At 73.3% G+C, this 15,708-nt stretch carries 16 protein-coding genes; 1 reads left to right on the plus strand and 15 read right to left on the minus strand.

Translation table 11 applies throughout. The annotated features are described in order from the left end of the window. Positions 1 to 23: 23 nt before the first annotated feature. The 15 genes from yajC to thrS form a co-directional block, all read right to left on the minus strand. Positions 24 to 503, minus strand: coding sequence for a preprotein translocase subunit YajC (gene yajC, locus ABD774_RS02030; RefSeq protein WP_345037079.1), 480 nt, complete (start codon positions 501 to 503; stop codon positions 24 to 26). 215 nt (positions 504 to 718) lie between these two features. Beyond that, entirely contained in the window at positions 719 to 1,720 is a 1,002-nt protein-coding gene (gene ruvB, locus ABD774_RS02035; RefSeq protein WP_345037639.1) for a Holliday junction branch migration DNA helicase RuvB, read from the minus strand. A 13-nt stretch (positions 1,721 to 1,733) separates the two neighbouring features. Further along, complete coding sequence (gene ruvA / locus ABD774_RS02040) at positions 1,734 to 2,348, minus strand: Holliday junction branch migration protein RuvA (RefSeq protein ID WP_345037081.1); 615 nt, start codon at positions 2,346 to 2,348, stop codon at positions 1,734 to 1,736. An 80-nt stretch (positions 2,349 to 2,428) separates the two neighbouring features. Next, positions 2,429 to 3,049, minus strand: a complete 621-nt coding sequence (ruvC, locus tag ABD774_RS02045) for a crossover junction endodeoxyribonuclease RuvC (protein ID WP_345037083.1) — start codon at positions 3,047 to 3,049, stop codon at positions 2,429 to 2,431. Positions 3,050 to 3,154: 105 nt separating this feature from the next. Beyond that, complete coding sequence (locus ABD774_RS02050; protein WP_248255972.1) at positions 3,155 to 3,916, minus strand: YebC/PmpR family DNA-binding transcriptional regulator; 762 nt, start codon at positions 3,914 to 3,916, stop codon at positions 3,155 to 3,157. Between the two features lie 9 nt (positions 3,917 to 3,925). Further along, positions 3,926 to 4,618 (minus strand): pyridoxal 5'-phosphate synthase glutaminase subunit PdxT, encoded by a 693-nt coding sequence (pdxT, locus tag ABD774_RS02055; RefSeq protein WP_486327251.1) that lies wholly within the window; start codon positions 4,616 to 4,618, stop codon positions 3,926 to 3,928. Positions 4,619 to 4,673: 55 nt separating this feature from the next. After that, entirely contained in the window at positions 4,674 to 5,228 is a 555-nt protein-coding gene (locus tag ABD774_RS02060) for an NUDIX hydrolase (protein WP_345037089.1), read from the minus strand. Then, positions 5,225 to 6,142 carry a pyridoxal 5'-phosphate synthase lyase subunit PdxS gene (gene pdxS / locus ABD774_RS02065; RefSeq protein WP_345037091.1) on the minus strand — a complete coding sequence of 306 codons (918 nt, stop codon included), beginning with the start codon at positions 6,140 to 6,142 and terminating at the stop codon, positions 5,225 to 5,227. The genes ABD774_RS02060 and pdxS overlap by 4 nt, the downstream gene beginning before the upstream one ends. Positions 6,143 to 6,411: 269 nt before the next feature. Further along, a complete protein-coding gene (locus ABD774_RS02070; RefSeq protein WP_345037094.1) occupies positions 6,412 to 7,632 on the minus strand; it encodes a PrsW family intramembrane metalloprotease in 1,221 nt (406 codons plus the stop codon). 293 nt (positions 7,633 to 7,925) lie between these two features. After that, the gene (locus ABD774_RS02075) at positions 7,926 to 8,537 is read right to left on the minus strand and encodes a hypothetical protein (RefSeq protein ID WP_345037096.1); all 612 of its coding nucleotides are present in this window, start codon (positions 8,535 to 8,537) and stop codon (positions 7,926 to 7,928) included. Next, on the minus strand, positions 8,528 to 9,718 hold the full coding sequence (locus ABD774_RS02080; RefSeq protein WP_345037098.1) for a glycosyltransferase family 4 protein: 1,191 nt from the start codon (positions 9,716 to 9,718) through the stop codon (positions 8,528 to 8,530). Before ABD774_RS02080 ends, ABD774_RS02075 begins: the two co-directional genes overlap by 10 nt. Further along, positions 9,718 to 10,695, minus strand: coding sequence for a phosphatidylinositol mannoside acyltransferase (locus tag ABD774_RS02085; RefSeq protein WP_345037101.1), 978 nt, complete (start codon positions 10,693 to 10,695; stop codon positions 9,718 to 9,720). The genes ABD774_RS02080 and ABD774_RS02085 overlap by 1 nt, the downstream gene beginning before the upstream one ends. Further along, positions 10,692 to 11,342, minus strand: coding sequence for a phosphatidylinositol phosphate synthase (gene pgsA / locus ABD774_RS02090; RefSeq protein WP_345037104.1), 651 nt, complete (start codon positions 11,340 to 11,342; stop codon positions 10,692 to 10,694). Before pgsA ends, ABD774_RS02085 begins: the two co-directional genes overlap by 4 nt. Continuing rightward, entirely contained in the window at positions 11,343 to 11,927 is a 585-nt protein-coding gene (locus ABD774_RS02095; RefSeq protein ID WP_345037106.1) for an HIT family protein, read from the minus strand. Further along, positions 11,924 to 13,948 carry a threonine--tRNA ligase gene (gene thrS, locus ABD774_RS02100; protein ID WP_345037109.1) on the minus strand — a complete coding sequence of 675 codons (2,025 nt, stop codon included), beginning with the start codon at positions 13,946 to 13,948 and terminating at the stop codon, positions 11,924 to 11,926. The genes ABD774_RS02095 and thrS overlap by 4 nt, the downstream gene beginning before the upstream one ends. Before the next feature lie 424 nt (positions 13,949 to 14,372). Here thrS and ABD774_RS02105 point away from each other — a divergent pair, with 424 nt between their 5' ends. Further along, positions 14,373 to 15,689, plus strand: coding sequence for an ABC transporter substrate-binding protein (locus ABD774_RS02105; protein WP_345037111.1), 1,317 nt, complete (start codon positions 14,373 to 14,375; stop codon positions 15,687 to 15,689). Positions 15,690 to 15,708 lie beyond the last annotated feature (19 nt).

The following is a 15,708-nucleotide window of genomic DNA, read 5'->3' on the forward strand; positions in this document are numbered from 1 at the left end:
GGGCGCGCTCGGTGTGGGGCCGGTCAGACGCGGGGCGTGGTGCCGGTGCCCGGCTCGCCGCCCTCGTCCTCGCGGGCGAGCCGCCCGGTGCCGTCGACCTCGGGGCCGCCCGGGCGGAACTCGCGCTCCGGGCCGGGGGTCCCCGCGTCGAGCGAGGAGGCGTCGTCGGGCACGACGGCGGAGGAGCCCTCGGAGACGAGCGCGGAGGAGCCGCCCTCCGCCACGTCCTCGTCGACGACGGCGAACGGAGGCTCCTTGACCTCCTTGATGGCGCTCTTGAGCCAGATCGTCTCGATACCGGAGGGGCTCTCGAGAGTGACCACGTCACCGTCGATGTCGACCACACGACCGAAGAACCCGCCGATCGTCATCACGGACGCACCGGGCACGACGGCGTTGTTCAGCATCTCGCGCTGAGCGGCCGCCTGCTTCTTCCCGCGGCTCGTGACGAACCACATCATGCCGATCATGAGGGCGAGGAAGATGATGATTGTGGGGTCCATCGGGTTTGAGCTCCGGTCACGGTCGGGGGCGGTAACCACACGAGTCTAGGCGCACCGCCGGGAGTGCTGGTACCAGCGTCCGGCCCGCGTGGCGCGCTCGGCCGGCCCGCGTGGCGCGCGCTCAGCCGAACAGGATGGCGCGCGCTCGGCCGGCCCGTGTGGCGCGCTCAGCCGAACAGGATGGCGCGCGCTCGGACGAACAAGACGGCGCGTGCTCAGCCGAACAGCGTGCCGTCGCCGGGGCGCTCGAGCCCCAGGTGCTCGTACGCCGCGGCGGTGGCCATCCGCCCGCGCGGGGTCCGCACCACGAGACCCTCGCGCACCAGGAACGGCTCGGCGACCGTCTCGACGGTCTCGGGCTCCTCCCCCACGGTCACGGCCAGCGTCGTCAGGCCCACGGGGCCCCCGCCGAACCGGGTGCACAGCGCCTGCAGCACGGCCCGGTCGAGCCGGTCCAGGCCGAGGCGGTCCACCTCGAACACGTCCAGGGCGCCGTGCGCGGCGGCCAGGTCGAGCAGCCCGGTGCCGCGCACCTGCGCGAAGTCCTGCACCCGGCGCAGCAGCCGGTTGGCGATCCGCGGGGTGCCGCGGGAGCGCGAGGCGAGCTCGCGCGCGGCGTCGTCGTGCAGCGTCGCCCCGAGGAGGCCGGCGCTGCGGTGCAGCACCCGCTCGAGCTCCTCGGGCGTGTAGAAGTCCAGGTGCCCGGTGAACCCGAACCGGTCGCGCAGCGGCGCGGGCAGCAGACCGGCCCTGGTCGTCGCCCCGACCACGGTGAAGGGCGGGAGGGAGAGCGGGATCGACGTCGCCCCGGGACCCTTGCCGACGATGACGTCGACCCGGTAGTCCTCCATGGCCAGGTAGAGCATCTCCTCCACGGGCCGGGCGAGCCGGTGGATCTCGTCGATGAAGAGCACGTCGTGCTCCTGGAGCGAGGACAGGATCGCGGCGAGGTCCCCGGCGTGCTGGATCGCCGGCCCGGACGTCAGGCGCAGCGCCCCCTCGACCTCGGAGGCGATGATCATCGCGAGGGTGGTCTTGCCCAGGCCGGGCGGGCCGGACAGCAGCACGTGGTCCGGCGGCGTGCTGCGCGCCTTGGCGGCGTCGAGCACCAGCGAGAGCTGGTCGCGCACCACCTCCTGGCCGACGAAGTCCGCCAGCCGGCGCGGCCGCAGGGCCGCCTCTGCGGCGCGCTCGATGTCGTCGGCGCCGGCGTCCATGACCTCCTGGTCCTCAGACACGGGCGTGACCGCCGAGGTGCTGCAGCGCGGCGCGCAGGATCCCCGGCACGTCGGCCGGCGGCTGCTCCGCGCCCGTCACGGACTCGACGGCGGCGGCGGCGACCTTCTCGCTCCAGCCGAGCTGGACCAGGGCATCGACCACCTCGGGCGCCTGCGTCCCCGCGGAAGCCTCGGGCGGTGCCGTCCCCGGGCCGACGCCGTCGCCGGGCGCGCCGAGCTTGTCGCCGATCTCGAGGACGATGCGCTGGGCGCCCTTGCGGCCGATGCCGGGGACCCGCTGCAGGGCGGCGAGGTCCTCCCCCGCGACGGCGCGCCGCAGCCCGTCGGGGGTGTGTACCGCCAGCATCGCCAGCGCGAGCCGCGGCCCCACGCCCGAGACGGTCTGGAGCGTCTCGAAGACGCTTCGCTCGTCGTCGTCGGCGAAGCCGAAAAGGGTCAGCGAGTCCTCCCGCACCACGAGCGACGTGGCGAGCCTCGCGTCGCGCCCGACCGTCAGGCCCGCCAGCGTCGTCGGCGTCGCCTGGACGAGCATGCCGACACCGCCGACGGCCACGACGGCGTGGTCCAGGCCGACGGCCTCGACCGTCCCGGTCACTGAGGCGATCATCCGGTTCCTTCCTCGGCCGCGTTAACGCGGACCCTCGCGGCCGTCACCGGCCGTGAACACTTGTACGACTGCGGTCCAAACTACCCCTTGGGTGCGACAGCCCCGGCCCGGCGCGCCGAGCGCTCCGCCTCCGCCCAGAGGCGCTGAGCCGGGGTGAGGCCGGGGCCGACCGCGCGGGGCAGCGTGTCGGCGCCGCCGTACTGCGCGCGCACCGCGCTGCCCGCGCCCCCGCCGCGCCAGGCGTGGCAGATCGCGAGGGCGAGCGCGTCCGCGGCGTCCGCGGGGCGCGGCTTCTCCGTCAGGCTCAGGATCCGCCGGACCATCTCCTGCACCTGGGGCTTCTCGGCGCGGCCGTTCCCGGTCACCGCCGCCTTGACCTCGCTCGGGGTGTGCAGGGCCAGCGGGAGGCGGGCCCGCGCGGCGGCCAGCATCGCCACCCCGGCCACCTGCGAGGTGCCGGTGATGCTGCGGACGTTGGCCTGGGCGAAGACGCGCTCGACGGCGACCACGTCGGGCCGGTGCCGTTCGAGCCACCGGTCGATCTCCTCGGCGACCTCGAGCAGCCGCAGGTGCGGCGAGAGCTCGGCAGGTGTCCGCACGACGCCGACGTCCACGAGACGCACCCGCCGCCCGCTCCCGGTCGTCTCCACGACACCGAGCCCGCAGCGGGTCAGTCCGGGGTCGACTCCGAGGATGCGCACGGTCCTACTCTCGCACCGGCCACCCGCACGCGGGCGCACCGGCCCGCCGAGCGGCGCGGCGGCGTCGGTCACGCCGCCGGGCCGGACCGCGGGTGCCGGACGGGGTCAGTCCTCCTCGTCGAGGGCGGCCATGACCTCGTCGGAGGCGTTGAAGTTCGCGAAGACGTTCTGCACGTCGTCGCTGTCCTCCAGGGCGTCGATGAGGCGCAGGACCTTGCGCGCCCCGTCGACGTCGACGTCGACCTCCATGGACGGGACGAACTGCGCCTCGGCGGAGTCGTAGTCCAGGCCGGCCTCCTGCAGGGCCGTGCGGACGGCCACGACGTCGGACGCCTCGCTGAGGATCTCGAAGGACTCACCCAGGTCGTTGACCTCCTCGGCCCCGGCGTCCAGCACGGCCGAGAGGACGTCGTCCTCGGTCAGGCCGTCGGACTTGGGGACGATGACGACGCCGCGCCGGTTGAACAGGTAGGACACCGAACCCGGGTCGGCGAGGTTGCCGCCGTTGCGGGTGAAGGCGACCCGGACGTCGGAGGCCGCGCGGTTGCGGTTGTCCGTGAGGCACTCGACCAGGACGGCGACGCCGCCGGGGGCGTAGCCCTCGTACATGATCGTCTCGTAGTCGGCGCCGCCGGTCTCCGCGCCGGAGCCGCGCTTGACGGCGCGGTCGATGTTGTCCGCGGGGACGGAGGACTTCTTGGCCTTCTGGATGGCGTCGAAGAGGGTGGGGTTGCCGGCCGGGTCGCCGCCGCCGGTGCGGGCGGCCACCTCGATGTTCTTGATCATGCGCGCGAAGAGCTTGCCGCGCTTCGCGTCGATGGCCGCCTTCTTGTGCTTGGTGGTGGCCCACTTGGAGTGACCGGACATGTGTGCTCCTCAGGTGCTCGACTGCTGCGTGGCGGCCACGGCGTCCTCGCGGACCATGTTGACGAAGAACCGGTGCACCCGCGCGTCCTCACCGATCTCGGGGTGGAAGGCGGTCGCGAGCAGCCTGCCGTGGCGGACTGCGACGATCCTACCGGTGCGCTCGTGCGCCTCGTCGTCGGCGACGTCGTGGCGTGGGCCGGCGGGAGCGTGGGCCGGGGCGACGGTGGTCGCGAGGACCTCCACGCCCGGGCCGACCTCCTCCACCCAGGGCGCGCGGATGAAGACGGCGTGCAGCGGCCCTTCCCCGCCCTCGAGCCGGGGGGCGCGCAGTGGCTGCTCGAAGGAGTCCACCTGCCTACCGAAGGCGTTGCGCCGCACGGTCATGTCGATCCCGCCCAGCGTCTGCTGGTCCGCCGGCCGGTCCAGGACGCGATCGGCCAGGAGGATCATCCCGGCGCAGGATCCGAAGACCGGCATGCCCGCCGCGATGCGCTCGCGCACCGGGCCGAACAGGTCGAAGGCGCGCAGCAGCTTGTCCATCGTCGTCGACTCCCCGCCGGGGAGGACGAGGGCGTCGACGGCCGCGAGCTCGGCGGGGCGGCGGACCGGCACGGCGTCCGCGCCGGCCGAGACCAGCGCAGCGAGGTGCTCGCGCACGTCGCCCTGCAGGGCGAGCACGCCGACGGTGGGGCGGGATGTCACGGCGGGCAAGTCTAGTGCCTGTGCCACCCCACCCCGACCCCGTCGGGCTGGGCGGTCAGAGGGAGGACTCGTCCAGGTGCTCGACGGAGCCGTCCCAGCCGTCCAGGAGACGGCGGACCAGGGTGGGCAGCGCGAGGGGGTAGACCACGGTGCCGGCCGCGACGGCCGACTCCAGCTCGTCGAGCTCCCACCAGCGCATCTCGTCGAGGACGTCCCGCTCGAGGAGGGTCCACCCCGCGTCGGTGACGGCGTCCGCGGAGTCGACACGCGCGAGGAAGAACTCCTCGTCCTGGCGGCAGGTGACCCGGGCGAAGTCGAAGAGTGCGCTGCGCGTGAGCACCGGCCCCACCAGCGCGTCGTGGGCCACCGAGAGGCCGGTCTCCTCGCGGACCTCGCGGACGGCGCCGTCGTGCGCGCTCTCCCCCGCGTCCAGCCCGCCGCCCACCGTGAACCACCAGGTGCGGGTGACCTCCCCGGCGTCGTGGCCGCGCACCAGGAGCACGCGGTCGTCGTCGTCGAGGAGGATCACCCGGGCGGCCCGGCGGAACGGCACACCGTCGGGTCCCGGCTCCCACTCGGGGCCGAGGCCGTAGGTGAGCGGTTCCGTCACCAGCCGCGCTCGGCGAGGCGGTGCGGAACCGGGATGTCGTCGACGTTGAGGCCCACCATGGCCTCGCCGAGGCCTCGCGAGACGTCGGCGATCACGGCGGGGTCGTCGTAGAACGTCGTCGCCTTGACGATGGCGGCCGCCCGCTGGGCGGGGTTGCCGGACTTGAAGATGCCCGAGCCGACGAACACGCCCTCGGCGCCAAGCTGCATCATCATCGCCGCGTCGGCCGGGGTCGCAATCCCGCCGGCCGTGAAGAGGACGACGGGCAGCTTGCCCGCCTCCGCGACCTCCTTGACGAGGTCGTACGGTGCCTGCAACTCCTTGGCGGCGAGGTACAGCTCGTCCTCGGGCAGGTTCTGCAGGCGGCGGATCTCGTCGCGGATCTGGCGCATGTGGGTGGTGGCGTTGGAGACGTCGCCCGTGCCGGCCTCGCCCTTGGACCGGATCATCGCCGCACCCTCGGTGATGCGGCGGAGCGCCTCGCCGAGGTTGGTCGCCCCGCACACGAACGGGACCGTGAACTGCCACTTGTCGATGTGGTGGGCGTAGTCGGCCGGGGTGAGCACCTCGGACTCGTCGACGTAGTCGACGCCGAGGGCCTGGAGGACCTGCGCCTCCACGAAGTGGCCGATGCGGGCCTTGGCCATCACGGGGATCGAGACGGCCTCGATGATGCCGTCGATCATGTCCGGGTCGCTCATGCGGGAGACCCCGCCCTGGGCGCGGATGTCGGCCGGGACGCGCTCGAGGGCCATCACGGCCACGGCGCCGGCGTCCTCGGCGATCTTCGCCTGCTCGGGGGTGACGACGTCCATGATGACGCCGCCCTTGAGCATCTCCGCCATGCCGCGCTTGACCCGGGCGGTGCCCTGCTGCGCGGTGCGGGCGTCGTTGGCGAACTCGTTCTCTGACACGTTGACCTCGGTAGATGCGGGGAAGGGTCGTGGGGCAGACCCGGGGCTCAGTCTAGTCGCGCCGGCGCGGCACCCCGGCCGGGGCTCCATCTGCTGGGACCGCCCCGACGACACCCCGCGTCCCGCCCAGCCCACCCGCCGGCGAAGTGGGCGCCGGCAGGGTCCGACGGCCTCCCGCCGTCGGCGACGATGAGGGCACGGCCCGACGGCCTCCCGCCGTCGGCGACGACGAGGGCACGGCCCGACGGCCCCACGCCGGCGGTGACGGCTCAGGCGGCGGCCAGGTAACCCGCCCGCGCCCGCACCACGGCGTCCAGGAGCTCGCGCTCGTCCACGTGCGTGCGCAGGTCGTACCGGCCGCTGAGGGCGCGCTGCCGCGTGAAGGCGAGCGTGGTGGCCGCGCGCTGGAAGTCCTTCATCGCGGCGCCGGCGCCGGCGCCGCGCGAGGCCGCCCAGCGCCGGGCGGCCCGGCGCCCGCTCATCGAGGTGAGCATCTGGATCTCGTACGGCGCGAACCAGCCGGCGGCGGCGTACTCGGAGAGCCGATGGCCGATCGTCGCCTTCTCGTCGTTGCGCAGCCAGACCACCAGGACGATGCCCGCGGCGAACAGCGGGACCTGGAAGAGCCAGTACAGCACGTCGTAGAGCGCCAGGGCCGCGGACCCGTTCCACACCGCGTGGAGCATCATCGCGCCCAGCCAGCCCACCGGGAACAGCCACAGCCACGAGTGACGGTTGGCCGACCTCGAGGCGAAGCCGAGGGCGATCCCGATGACGGCCGTGAAAGTCACGTGCGCGAAGGGCGACTGGACGGCCCGCGCCACGAACACCTCGGTGAGGACGTCGCTGTACTGGACGAAGTACAGGATGTTCTCGGTGAAGGCGAACCCCGCCGCGACGACGGCGGCGTAGACGATGCCGTCCACCGGACCGTCGAAGTAGCGGCGCCGCAGCAGGAAGATCAGCAGGACGCCCAGCCCCTTCGCCGTCTCCTCGACCAGGGGCGCGCCCACCACTGTGCCCAGCACCGACGCGGCGAGCGAGCTGCCGGTGGCGCCCATGACGTAGAACGCGAAGGCCTCGTTGAGGATCAGGGAAACGGCCGTCGAGACGCCGACGCCCCACAGGAGCGCGGCGAGGAGGAGCCAGCGCGGCTCCGGCTCCCAGCGGTCCACCCAGGCGACCGCGGCCAGCACCCCGACCAGCGGGAGGAGGGCCAGGAAGCCGGCCAGCACGGTCGCGCCGACGCCGCCGCCCTGCCCGAGGATGACGGCGAGCAGCCACACGGCCCCGACGAGGCCCAGCGCGATGCCGATGATCTCGACGACCAGGGTGGCGGTGCGGCGCCGGGCCGGCTGCGGCCAGTGCGGGGCCGGCGGGAGCTGCGGTGCGTGCTGACCCGGCGCGGGCGCCGGGCCGTACCCCGGTCTCTGGTCGCCGCGGCCGCCCGGACCGCCGGGCGCGAAGGGGGACGGACCGCTCGACGACATGGGCGACAGCCTAGGGGGTCCGGGGTCGTAGCAGCCCGGTCGGCCGCACGCTGCCGGGCGTTCCGTGCGCGTTCGTGCTTCCGGTGCCCGCCGCAGCACGCACCGAAGGACCGAGCACGCACCGAAACGGGTTGGCGAACAGCACCGACCGTTTTCGGTGCGCGTTCGTGCTTCCGGTGCCCGCCGCAGCACGCACCGAAGGACCGAGCACGCACCGAAACGGGTTGGCTAAGAGCACCGACCGGCGTATGCGATCTTCCGGGCCGCGACGAGCCGAACGGGTGCGCGCCGGGTCAGTCCCCGGGGAGCTCGTCGTCCATGTCGAACGGCTCGGGGAGCGGCGCCCGGCCGGCCAGGTGGAACACGCGCACCACGGCGTCGGCCCGCAGGCGCCGCACCTGCTCGACGTGGGAGTTGTGGAAGCGCCGGGCGAGCTGGAGCCGGTACCAGGACTGGTGCAGCTGCGTCATGACGCCGGCCGCCCGCGGGTCTGCGGCGAGCTCGTCACGTTCCGAACGCGGGCCGAGAACCGCGCGCAGCGTCCGGCTCAGCTCGCTCTCGAGCAGGCCGCGGTTCGTACCGGCACCGGGGCTGTCGTCCACCCCGGCGAGCGGACCCGTCTCGGGGCTGCCCGCGAGCCCGTCGGGCACCAGGTCCACCGGGGCGGCGTCGCTCGCCCGCAGCGCGACGTCGGAGACGATCATCGCCTCGGCGGGGTCCAGCGCCCCGGACGCCGCCAGCTCGATGGCCGCGGCGGCACGGCGGGCGAGCTGAGCCTCGAGGGTGGCACGCGAGCGCAGCACGGTGCGGTGGAGCCGGTCCACGCGCACCGCCTGGCGCCAGAGCACGACCAGGACGACCGCCAGCACCGCGACGGCCACGAGCACCCACTCGGTCAGGCCCACGGCAGCTCCGTCGCCGCGGCGCGCAGCCGGCCGAACATGGTCCGCGAACGTGGGTCCTCCCGCACGCGGGCGTGCGCCGTGGACAGGACCATGTCGTAGACGGCGAGCACCTGGCTGGTCACGGTCGACCAGTCGTAGCGGCGCACCGCCGTCGCGGCGCGCTCGCGCAGCGGCCGGCCGTCGTCGCGGTGGGTCAGGACCTCCACGAGCGTGCGGGCGAGGCTGGTGGAGTCCCCGCGGTGGAAGAGCCGGCCGACCGCACCGTCCTCGAGCACCGCCTGGAAGGCGGGGATGTCGGCGGCCACGGTCAGCGCACCACCGCTCATCGCCTCGACCAGGACGATCCCGAAGCTCTCGCCGCCGGTCTGCGGCGCGACGTAGACGTCCACCGAGGCGAACAGGCTCGCCTTCTCCTCGTCGCTCACGCCGCCGAGGAAGGTCACCGAGTCACCGAAGCGGGCGAGCTGCGCCCGCTCGGCGGACGCCTCGCCCCGCCCGGCGACGAGGAACCGTGCGCCCGGGACCTCGGCCAGCACGGGGCCGACGGCGTCGGCGAGGATCGGCAGGCCCTTGCGGGGCTCGTCGAGGCGCCCCAGGAACGCCACGGTCGGGCGCTCCTCCGTACCGACCCATCGGGGATCCTGCGGCGCCGTCGCGAACCGGTCGACGTAGACGCCGTTGGGCACGATGACCGCGTCGCCGCCGAGGTGCTGGACCAGCGTGCGGCGCGCCTCGGCGGAGACCGCGATGCGCCCGCTGATCTTCTCGAGCATCGGCACGACGACCGGCGAGATCGCCTGCAGACCGCGTGAGCGTTCCATCGAGGTGTGGAACGTCCCGACGACGGGCCCGTCCGCGGCCCAGAGCGCGAGCATGCTCAGCGACGGCAGGAACGGCTCGTGGATGTGCAGCAGGTCGAAGTCGCCCTCCTCCACCCAGCGCCGGACGCGGGCGCCGACCACGGGGCCGAAGTTCAGTCGCGCCACCGAGCCGTTGTACGGGATGGCCACGGTCTTCCCGCTCGGGACGACGTAGTCGGGGACCGGCGTGGACTCCTCGGCGGGGGCGAGCACGCTGACGTGGTGGCCGAGCCGGATGAGCTCCTCGGCGAGGTCGCGGACGTGGAACTGGACCCCGCCCGGCGCGTCGAAGGAGTACGGGCAGACGATGCCGACGCGCATCAGCCGTCCTCCCCCGCCGTGCCCTCGGGGCCGGCACTGGCGGACGCCCGCGCGAGGCGGTCGGGGTCGAGGTCGGCGAGGAACACCGGCTGGAGCATGTGCCAGTCGGCGGGGTGCTCGCGGATGCGGGCGCCGAGTGCGTCGACCCACCGCTGCGTGAGGGTGGCGACGTCGGCCCCGCCGTCGTCCGCGGCCCGGTCCACCGGCGGGAGGAACTCGATGACGATCCCCCAGCGGGACCCGGCGGCACGGCGGCGGGTCCCGGTGAGCCGCTCGTGACGGATCATCGTCGGGTGGAGCGGCAGCCCCGTGGCCAGGGCCAGCGCGGCCGGCCCGGGCGCGACGCGGGCCCGGTGGCCGAGGAGGTCGACCTCGACGCCGGTGGCGGTCAGGTCCCGGTCGGCGAGCAGCGGCACCATGCTCGCGGAGGTCCGGGCGTGGCGGATCAGCTGGCGGAAGACGCCGCTGCCCTTGTCGAACGGGATGATCGTCATGCCGAGCCCGGTGCGGAAGTCCAGGAACCCCTGGAAGACCTCCTCGGGCTCCAGGTGCTCGGCGACCGTGACGACGGGTCCCAGGTTCTTCGCGCCCCAGGCCCCGGCGAGGTCCCAGTTGCCGAGGTGACCGAGGGCGCAGACCACCGACCGGCCCTCGGCCAGGGCCTGGCGCACGGCGCCGTCGCCGGTCACGCGCACCCGGGCGCGGACCTGGTCGTCGGTGAGCCGCGGGAGCTGGAACGCCTCGCAGTAGTAGCGCAGGTAGGCCCGCATCCCCTGGCGGGAGAGCCGCCGCAGGGCGCGCCGGTCGAGGCCCGGGCGCACGCGGGCGAGGTTGCGCTCGAGCTGGTCGACGCCGCCGGCGCGGAGCGCCCAGACGACGTCGGCGACGAGGGAGAACAGCGCGCGGGCGACCGGTTCGGGCAGGTGCTCGACACCGGAGCTGGCAAGGGAGAAGACCTTGGCGACGTCGACCCTCACCTGGCGTCCTCCGCGCCGGTCCCGGCGGTGTGCGGGCCCCGCGCCTGGACGTAGACCGTGCGCATGCGCTGGAAGACGGTGTACGCGCTGGCGAGCGCGAGGAGCGCGAGCGCGACCGTGAGCACCTGGGTGGGCAGGCCGAGCCCGGCCAGCAGCACGGCGGCGAGGACGACGACGATGCGGTCGGCCCGCTCGGCGAGACCGACGTTCGCGGTCATGCCGAGGGACTCGGCCCGGGCCTTGGCGTAGGGGACCACGCTGCCCAGCACCAGGCACACGAGCGCCAGCCCGGCGGTGAGGTTGCCCAGCGCGCCGTCGAGGTGCCGGAGCGCCCAGACGCCCACGCCGGCGAAGATCGCGGCGTCGGCGAAGCGGTCCATCGTGGAGTCGAGGAAGGCGCCCCACCGGGACTCGGTGCCGGCCAGGCGGGCCATCTGCCCGTCGAGGTTGTCCGCGACCACGAGCGCCCCGAGCACCAGCGCCCCGGCCGTGAGGTGCCCGGCGGGCAGGAGGGTCAGGGCCGCCGTCGCGGTGAGGACCGTGCCGGTGACGGTCACCGCGTCGGGGCTGACCCCGAGCCGGACCAGCAGCCGGGCGGCCGGGCCGAAGACGGCGCGCGCGAACCCGCGCGCGTTGGTGCTCAGCAACTAGATCCCCTCCGGTGCGGTGGCCGCCGCCCACGCCGCGGCGAGCAGGTCGCGGGTCTCGCCCAGGACCTGGGGCAGGGCCTTGGTGCGGGCGACCACGGGAAGGAAGTTGGAGTCGCCGTTCCACCGGGGCACCACATGCTGGTGCAGGTGGGCGGCGATCCCGGCACCGGCCACGGCGCCCTGGTTCATGCCGAGGTTGAAGCCGTCCGGCGCGGAGACCCCACGGACCACCCGCATCGCGGTCGCCGTGAGGGCACCGACCTCGTCGCGCTCGTCGTCGGTGAGCTCGGTGAGGTCGGCGACGTGGCGGTAGGGGCACACCAGGAGGTGACCCGGGTTGTACGGGTAGAGGTTGAGCACCACGTACGCGCTGGCGCCGCGGTGGACCACCAGCCCGTCCTCGTCGCTGCGCGACGGGGTGCGGCAGAAGGGGCAGGCCGCCTCGCCGTCGTCCTCGGGCTTGTCCTGCCCGCCGACGTAGACCATCCGGTGAGGCGTCCACAGCCGCTCGAACGCGTCGGGGACGCCGGGGTGGTCACCGGCGCGCTCGGCCCGGCGGGAGTCCTGGTCTCCTGAGGTCACACCTGCTCCCGTGCCGCGATCTTCCCGACGATCTCCTCGATCGCGTCCGCCACCGGGACCTGGTTGCGCTGCGAGCCGTCGCGGTACCGGAACGAGACGGCGCCCGCCTCGACGTCCTCACCGCCCGCGATGAGCACGAAGGGCACCTTCTCCTTGGCGGCGTTGCGGATCTTCTTGCCGAAGCGGTCGTCGGACGTGTCCAGCTCGACACGGACACCGCGGGCGCGCAGCTGGTCCAGGACGCCGCGCAGGTAGTCGTCGAACACGTCGGCCACCGGGACGCCGACCACCTGCACCGGGGCGAGCCACGCGGGGAAGGCCCCGGCGTAGTGCTCGAGGAGCACGCCGAAGAACCGCTCGATGGAGCCGAAGAGCGCACGGTGGATCATGACCGGGCGCTGCCGGGTCCCGTCCGGGGCGGTGTACTCGAGCTCGAAGAGCTCCGGCTCGAAGAAGTCGAGCTGTATCGTGGAGAGCTGCCAGGTGCGGCCGATGGCGTCCTTGGCCTGCACGGAGATCTTCGGCCCGTAGAACGCGGCGCCGCCCGGGTCGGGCACCAGCTCGAGCCCGGACGCGGTGGCGACCTCCTCGAGGGTCCGGGTCGCCTCCTCCCAGGTGGCCTCGTCGCCCACGGACTTCTCCGGGTCGCGGGTGGACAGCTCGAGGTAGAACTCCTCCAGCCCGTAGTCCTTGAGCAGGTCGAGAACGAAGGTCAGCAGGCTCGAGAGCTCGTCCTTCATCTGCTCGCGGGTGCAGTAGATGTGGGCGTCGTCCTGGGTGAACCCGCGGGCGCGGGTGAGGCCGTGCACCACCCCGGACTTCTCGTACCGGTAGACGCTGCCGAACTCGAACAGGCGCAGCGGCAGCTCGCGGTAGGAGCGGCCTCGCGAGTTGAACACGAGGTTGTGCATCGGGCAGTTCATGGGCTTGAGGTAGTAGTCCTGGCCCTGCTTGGTGACGTTGCCCTCGGCGTCGCGCACCTCGTCGAGGTGCATCGGGGGGTACATGCCGTCGGCGTACCACTCCAGGTGCTTCGAGGTCTCGAAGAGCTGCGCCTTGGTGATGTGCGGGGTGTTGACGAAGGAGTAGCCGGCCTCGACGTGGCGGCGGCGGGAGTACTCCTCCATCTCCATCCGGATCATCGCGCCCTTGGGGTGGAACACCGGCAGGCCGGAGCCGATCTCGTCCGGGAAGGAGAACAGGTCGAGCTCGGCGCCCAGGCGGCGGTGGTCGCGGCGCTCGGCCTCGGCGAGGCGCTCGGTGTAGGCCTTGAGCTCGTCCTTGCTCGGCCAGGCGGTGCCGTAGACGCGCTGCAGCTGGGGGTTCTTCTCGCTGCCGCGCCAGTAGGCGGCGGCGCTGCGCATGAGCTGGAAACCGTTGCCGATGAGCTTGGTCGAGGGCAGGTGGGGGCCGCGGCACAGGTCCTTCCAGGCGACCTCTCCCCCGCGCCGGACGTTGTCGTAGATCGTCAGCTCGCCGCCGCCGACCTCGACGGACGCTCCCTCGGCCACCTCGCCCTCGGCGGAGCCGCCGGGCCCCTTGAGGCCGATGAGCTCGAGCTTGTACGGCTCGCCGGCAAGCTCGGCACGTGCCTCGTCCTCGGTGACGACCCGACGGCGGAAGGTCTGCCCCTCCTTGACGATGCGGCCCATGACCTTCTCGAGCGCCTTGAGGTCCTCCGGGGTGAAGGGGGTCTCGACGTCGAAGTCGTAGTAGAACCCGTTCTCGATGGGGGGGCCGATGCCGAGCTTGGCGTCGGGGTTGACCTGCTGGACGGCCTGGGCGAGGACGTGCGCGGCGGAGTGGCGCAGGATCGACAGGCCGGCGGGGCTGCCGATGGTCACCGGCTCCACCCTGGCGCCGGCGGGCAGGTCGGCCAGCTCGGTCTCGAGGTCCTTGAGCTCCCCGTCCACGTCCAGGGCGACGACGTCACGCCGGTCGGCGAAGAGCTCGGTCCCCGTGGCATGGCCGGTGACCGTCTGCTCGACGCCGTCGATGGTCAGGAAGTGGTCGATGGTCACCGGGCTAGCTCCTCGCAGGTGCGGTCAGGACCACCTGATCGTACCGACGTGCGATGCGGGCGCCGCACACTGCGGCGGCAGGGCTGCGGGCGACCGTGACCCGATCGTGTCTCCACAGTCATTGACACGTCTCATCACCCGGACGAGCATGAGGGTCACCGACCGGTCGGCGTGGACCGTGCGGGTGACCGCCTGGAGCGGCCGCCCAGTGGCGCGATCCCGCGGCCGTCCACTGGGAGGCGCCGCGTGAGAGGCCACGAACCGGCGAGGACGCCGGGAACGTCGCGCAACGCTCGCCCGCGGCCGGCCACCGGCCCGCCACAACCGCACCCCGACCGCCCGGACGACGGTCCCCGTGCCGTGGCGCGGCAACCCGCAGGAACCCCCGGCGGCACCCCGGCCGCGGGTGGACACGAGGAGAGACATGAGCATCCAGAGGTCACGGGCCGCCGGCGTCTGCGCCGCCGCGGCCGCGCTCGTTCTTGCCGCGTGCGGCGGCGGTGACGACGGCGGAGAAGGAGGGGGCGGCGGCACCGGCACCGGCGCGTCGGAGGACATCAGCGGCGAGACTGTGAGCTTCATCGGCTCGTGGTCGGGCGACGAGCAGGACTCCTTCCTGGCCATGGTCGCCCCGTGGGAGGAGGAGACCGGGGCGAAGGTCGAGTACACGGGCACCCGCGACCTGAGCCAGCAACTGACCACGGGCATCGCCTCCGGCAACCTGCCCGACGTCGCCGGTCTCCCCGGCCCTGGCCCGATGCAGGAGTGGTACGACCAGGGCGCGCTGCAGCCGCTGGACTTCGTCGACGTCGACAGCTACGAGCAGGCGACGCCGTCCGGGTTCGCCGACCTCGGCAGGGCGGAGGACGACGCCCTCGTCGGCGTCTTCACCAAGGCGGCGGTCAAGGGCCTGATCTTCTACAACACCGGCGTCTGGACGGCGGAACCGCCGGCGACCTGGGACGACCTCACGTCCGAGGCGGGCTCGACGGCCTCGGGCGAGACGAAGACGTGGTGCATCGGGCTGGAGTCCGGCGCCACGTCCGGCTGGCCCGGCACCGACTGGATCGAGGACATCGTCCTGCGGCAGGCGGGACCCGACGTCTACGACCAGTGGGTCAGCGGCGAGCTGAAGTGGAGCTCGGACGAGATCAGGAGCGCGTTCGAGACCTTCGGCGGGGCGCTCGAGAGCTCCTACGGCGGTTCGGACTACATCGTCAACACCGCCTTCGGCAGCTCGGCCAACCCGATCTTCGAGGACCCGCCCGGGTGCCTGCTGCACCACCAGGCGTCCTTCATCACCGACTTCTTCGTCAACGAGGCCGGCGCCACCGCCGACCAGTTCGACTTCTTCCCGTTCCCCGACATCGACCCCGAGTTCTCCGGCGGCGTCGTGGGCGGCGGCGACCTCATCGGCATGTTCAACGACACGCCGGCGGCCCGCTCGCTCGTGCAGTACCTGCTGACCCCGGAGGCCCAGCAGATCTGGGTCGAGCGCGGCGGGTTCATCTCCGCCAACTCCGGCGTCGCGCTCGACGCCTACCCGGACGAGACGTCGCGGCGGTCGGCCGAGATCCTCCAGAACGCCGAGACGTTCCGCTTCGACGGTTCCGACAACATGCCGGCCGCCATGACGGACGCCTTCAACCGCGCCATGGTCACCTTCGCCCAGAACCCCGGAGACCTCGACTCCATCCTGTCCCAGCTCGACGAGACCCAGGCCGACGCCTACGGCGAGTGACCGGCCCGCCGGGCCCCCA

Origin of the sequence: Georgenia daeguensis, assembly GCF_039537705.1 — a bacterium.
Taxonomy (GTDB): Bacteria; Actinomycetota; Actinomycetes; order Actinomycetales; family Actinomycetaceae; genus Georgenia; species Georgenia daeguensis.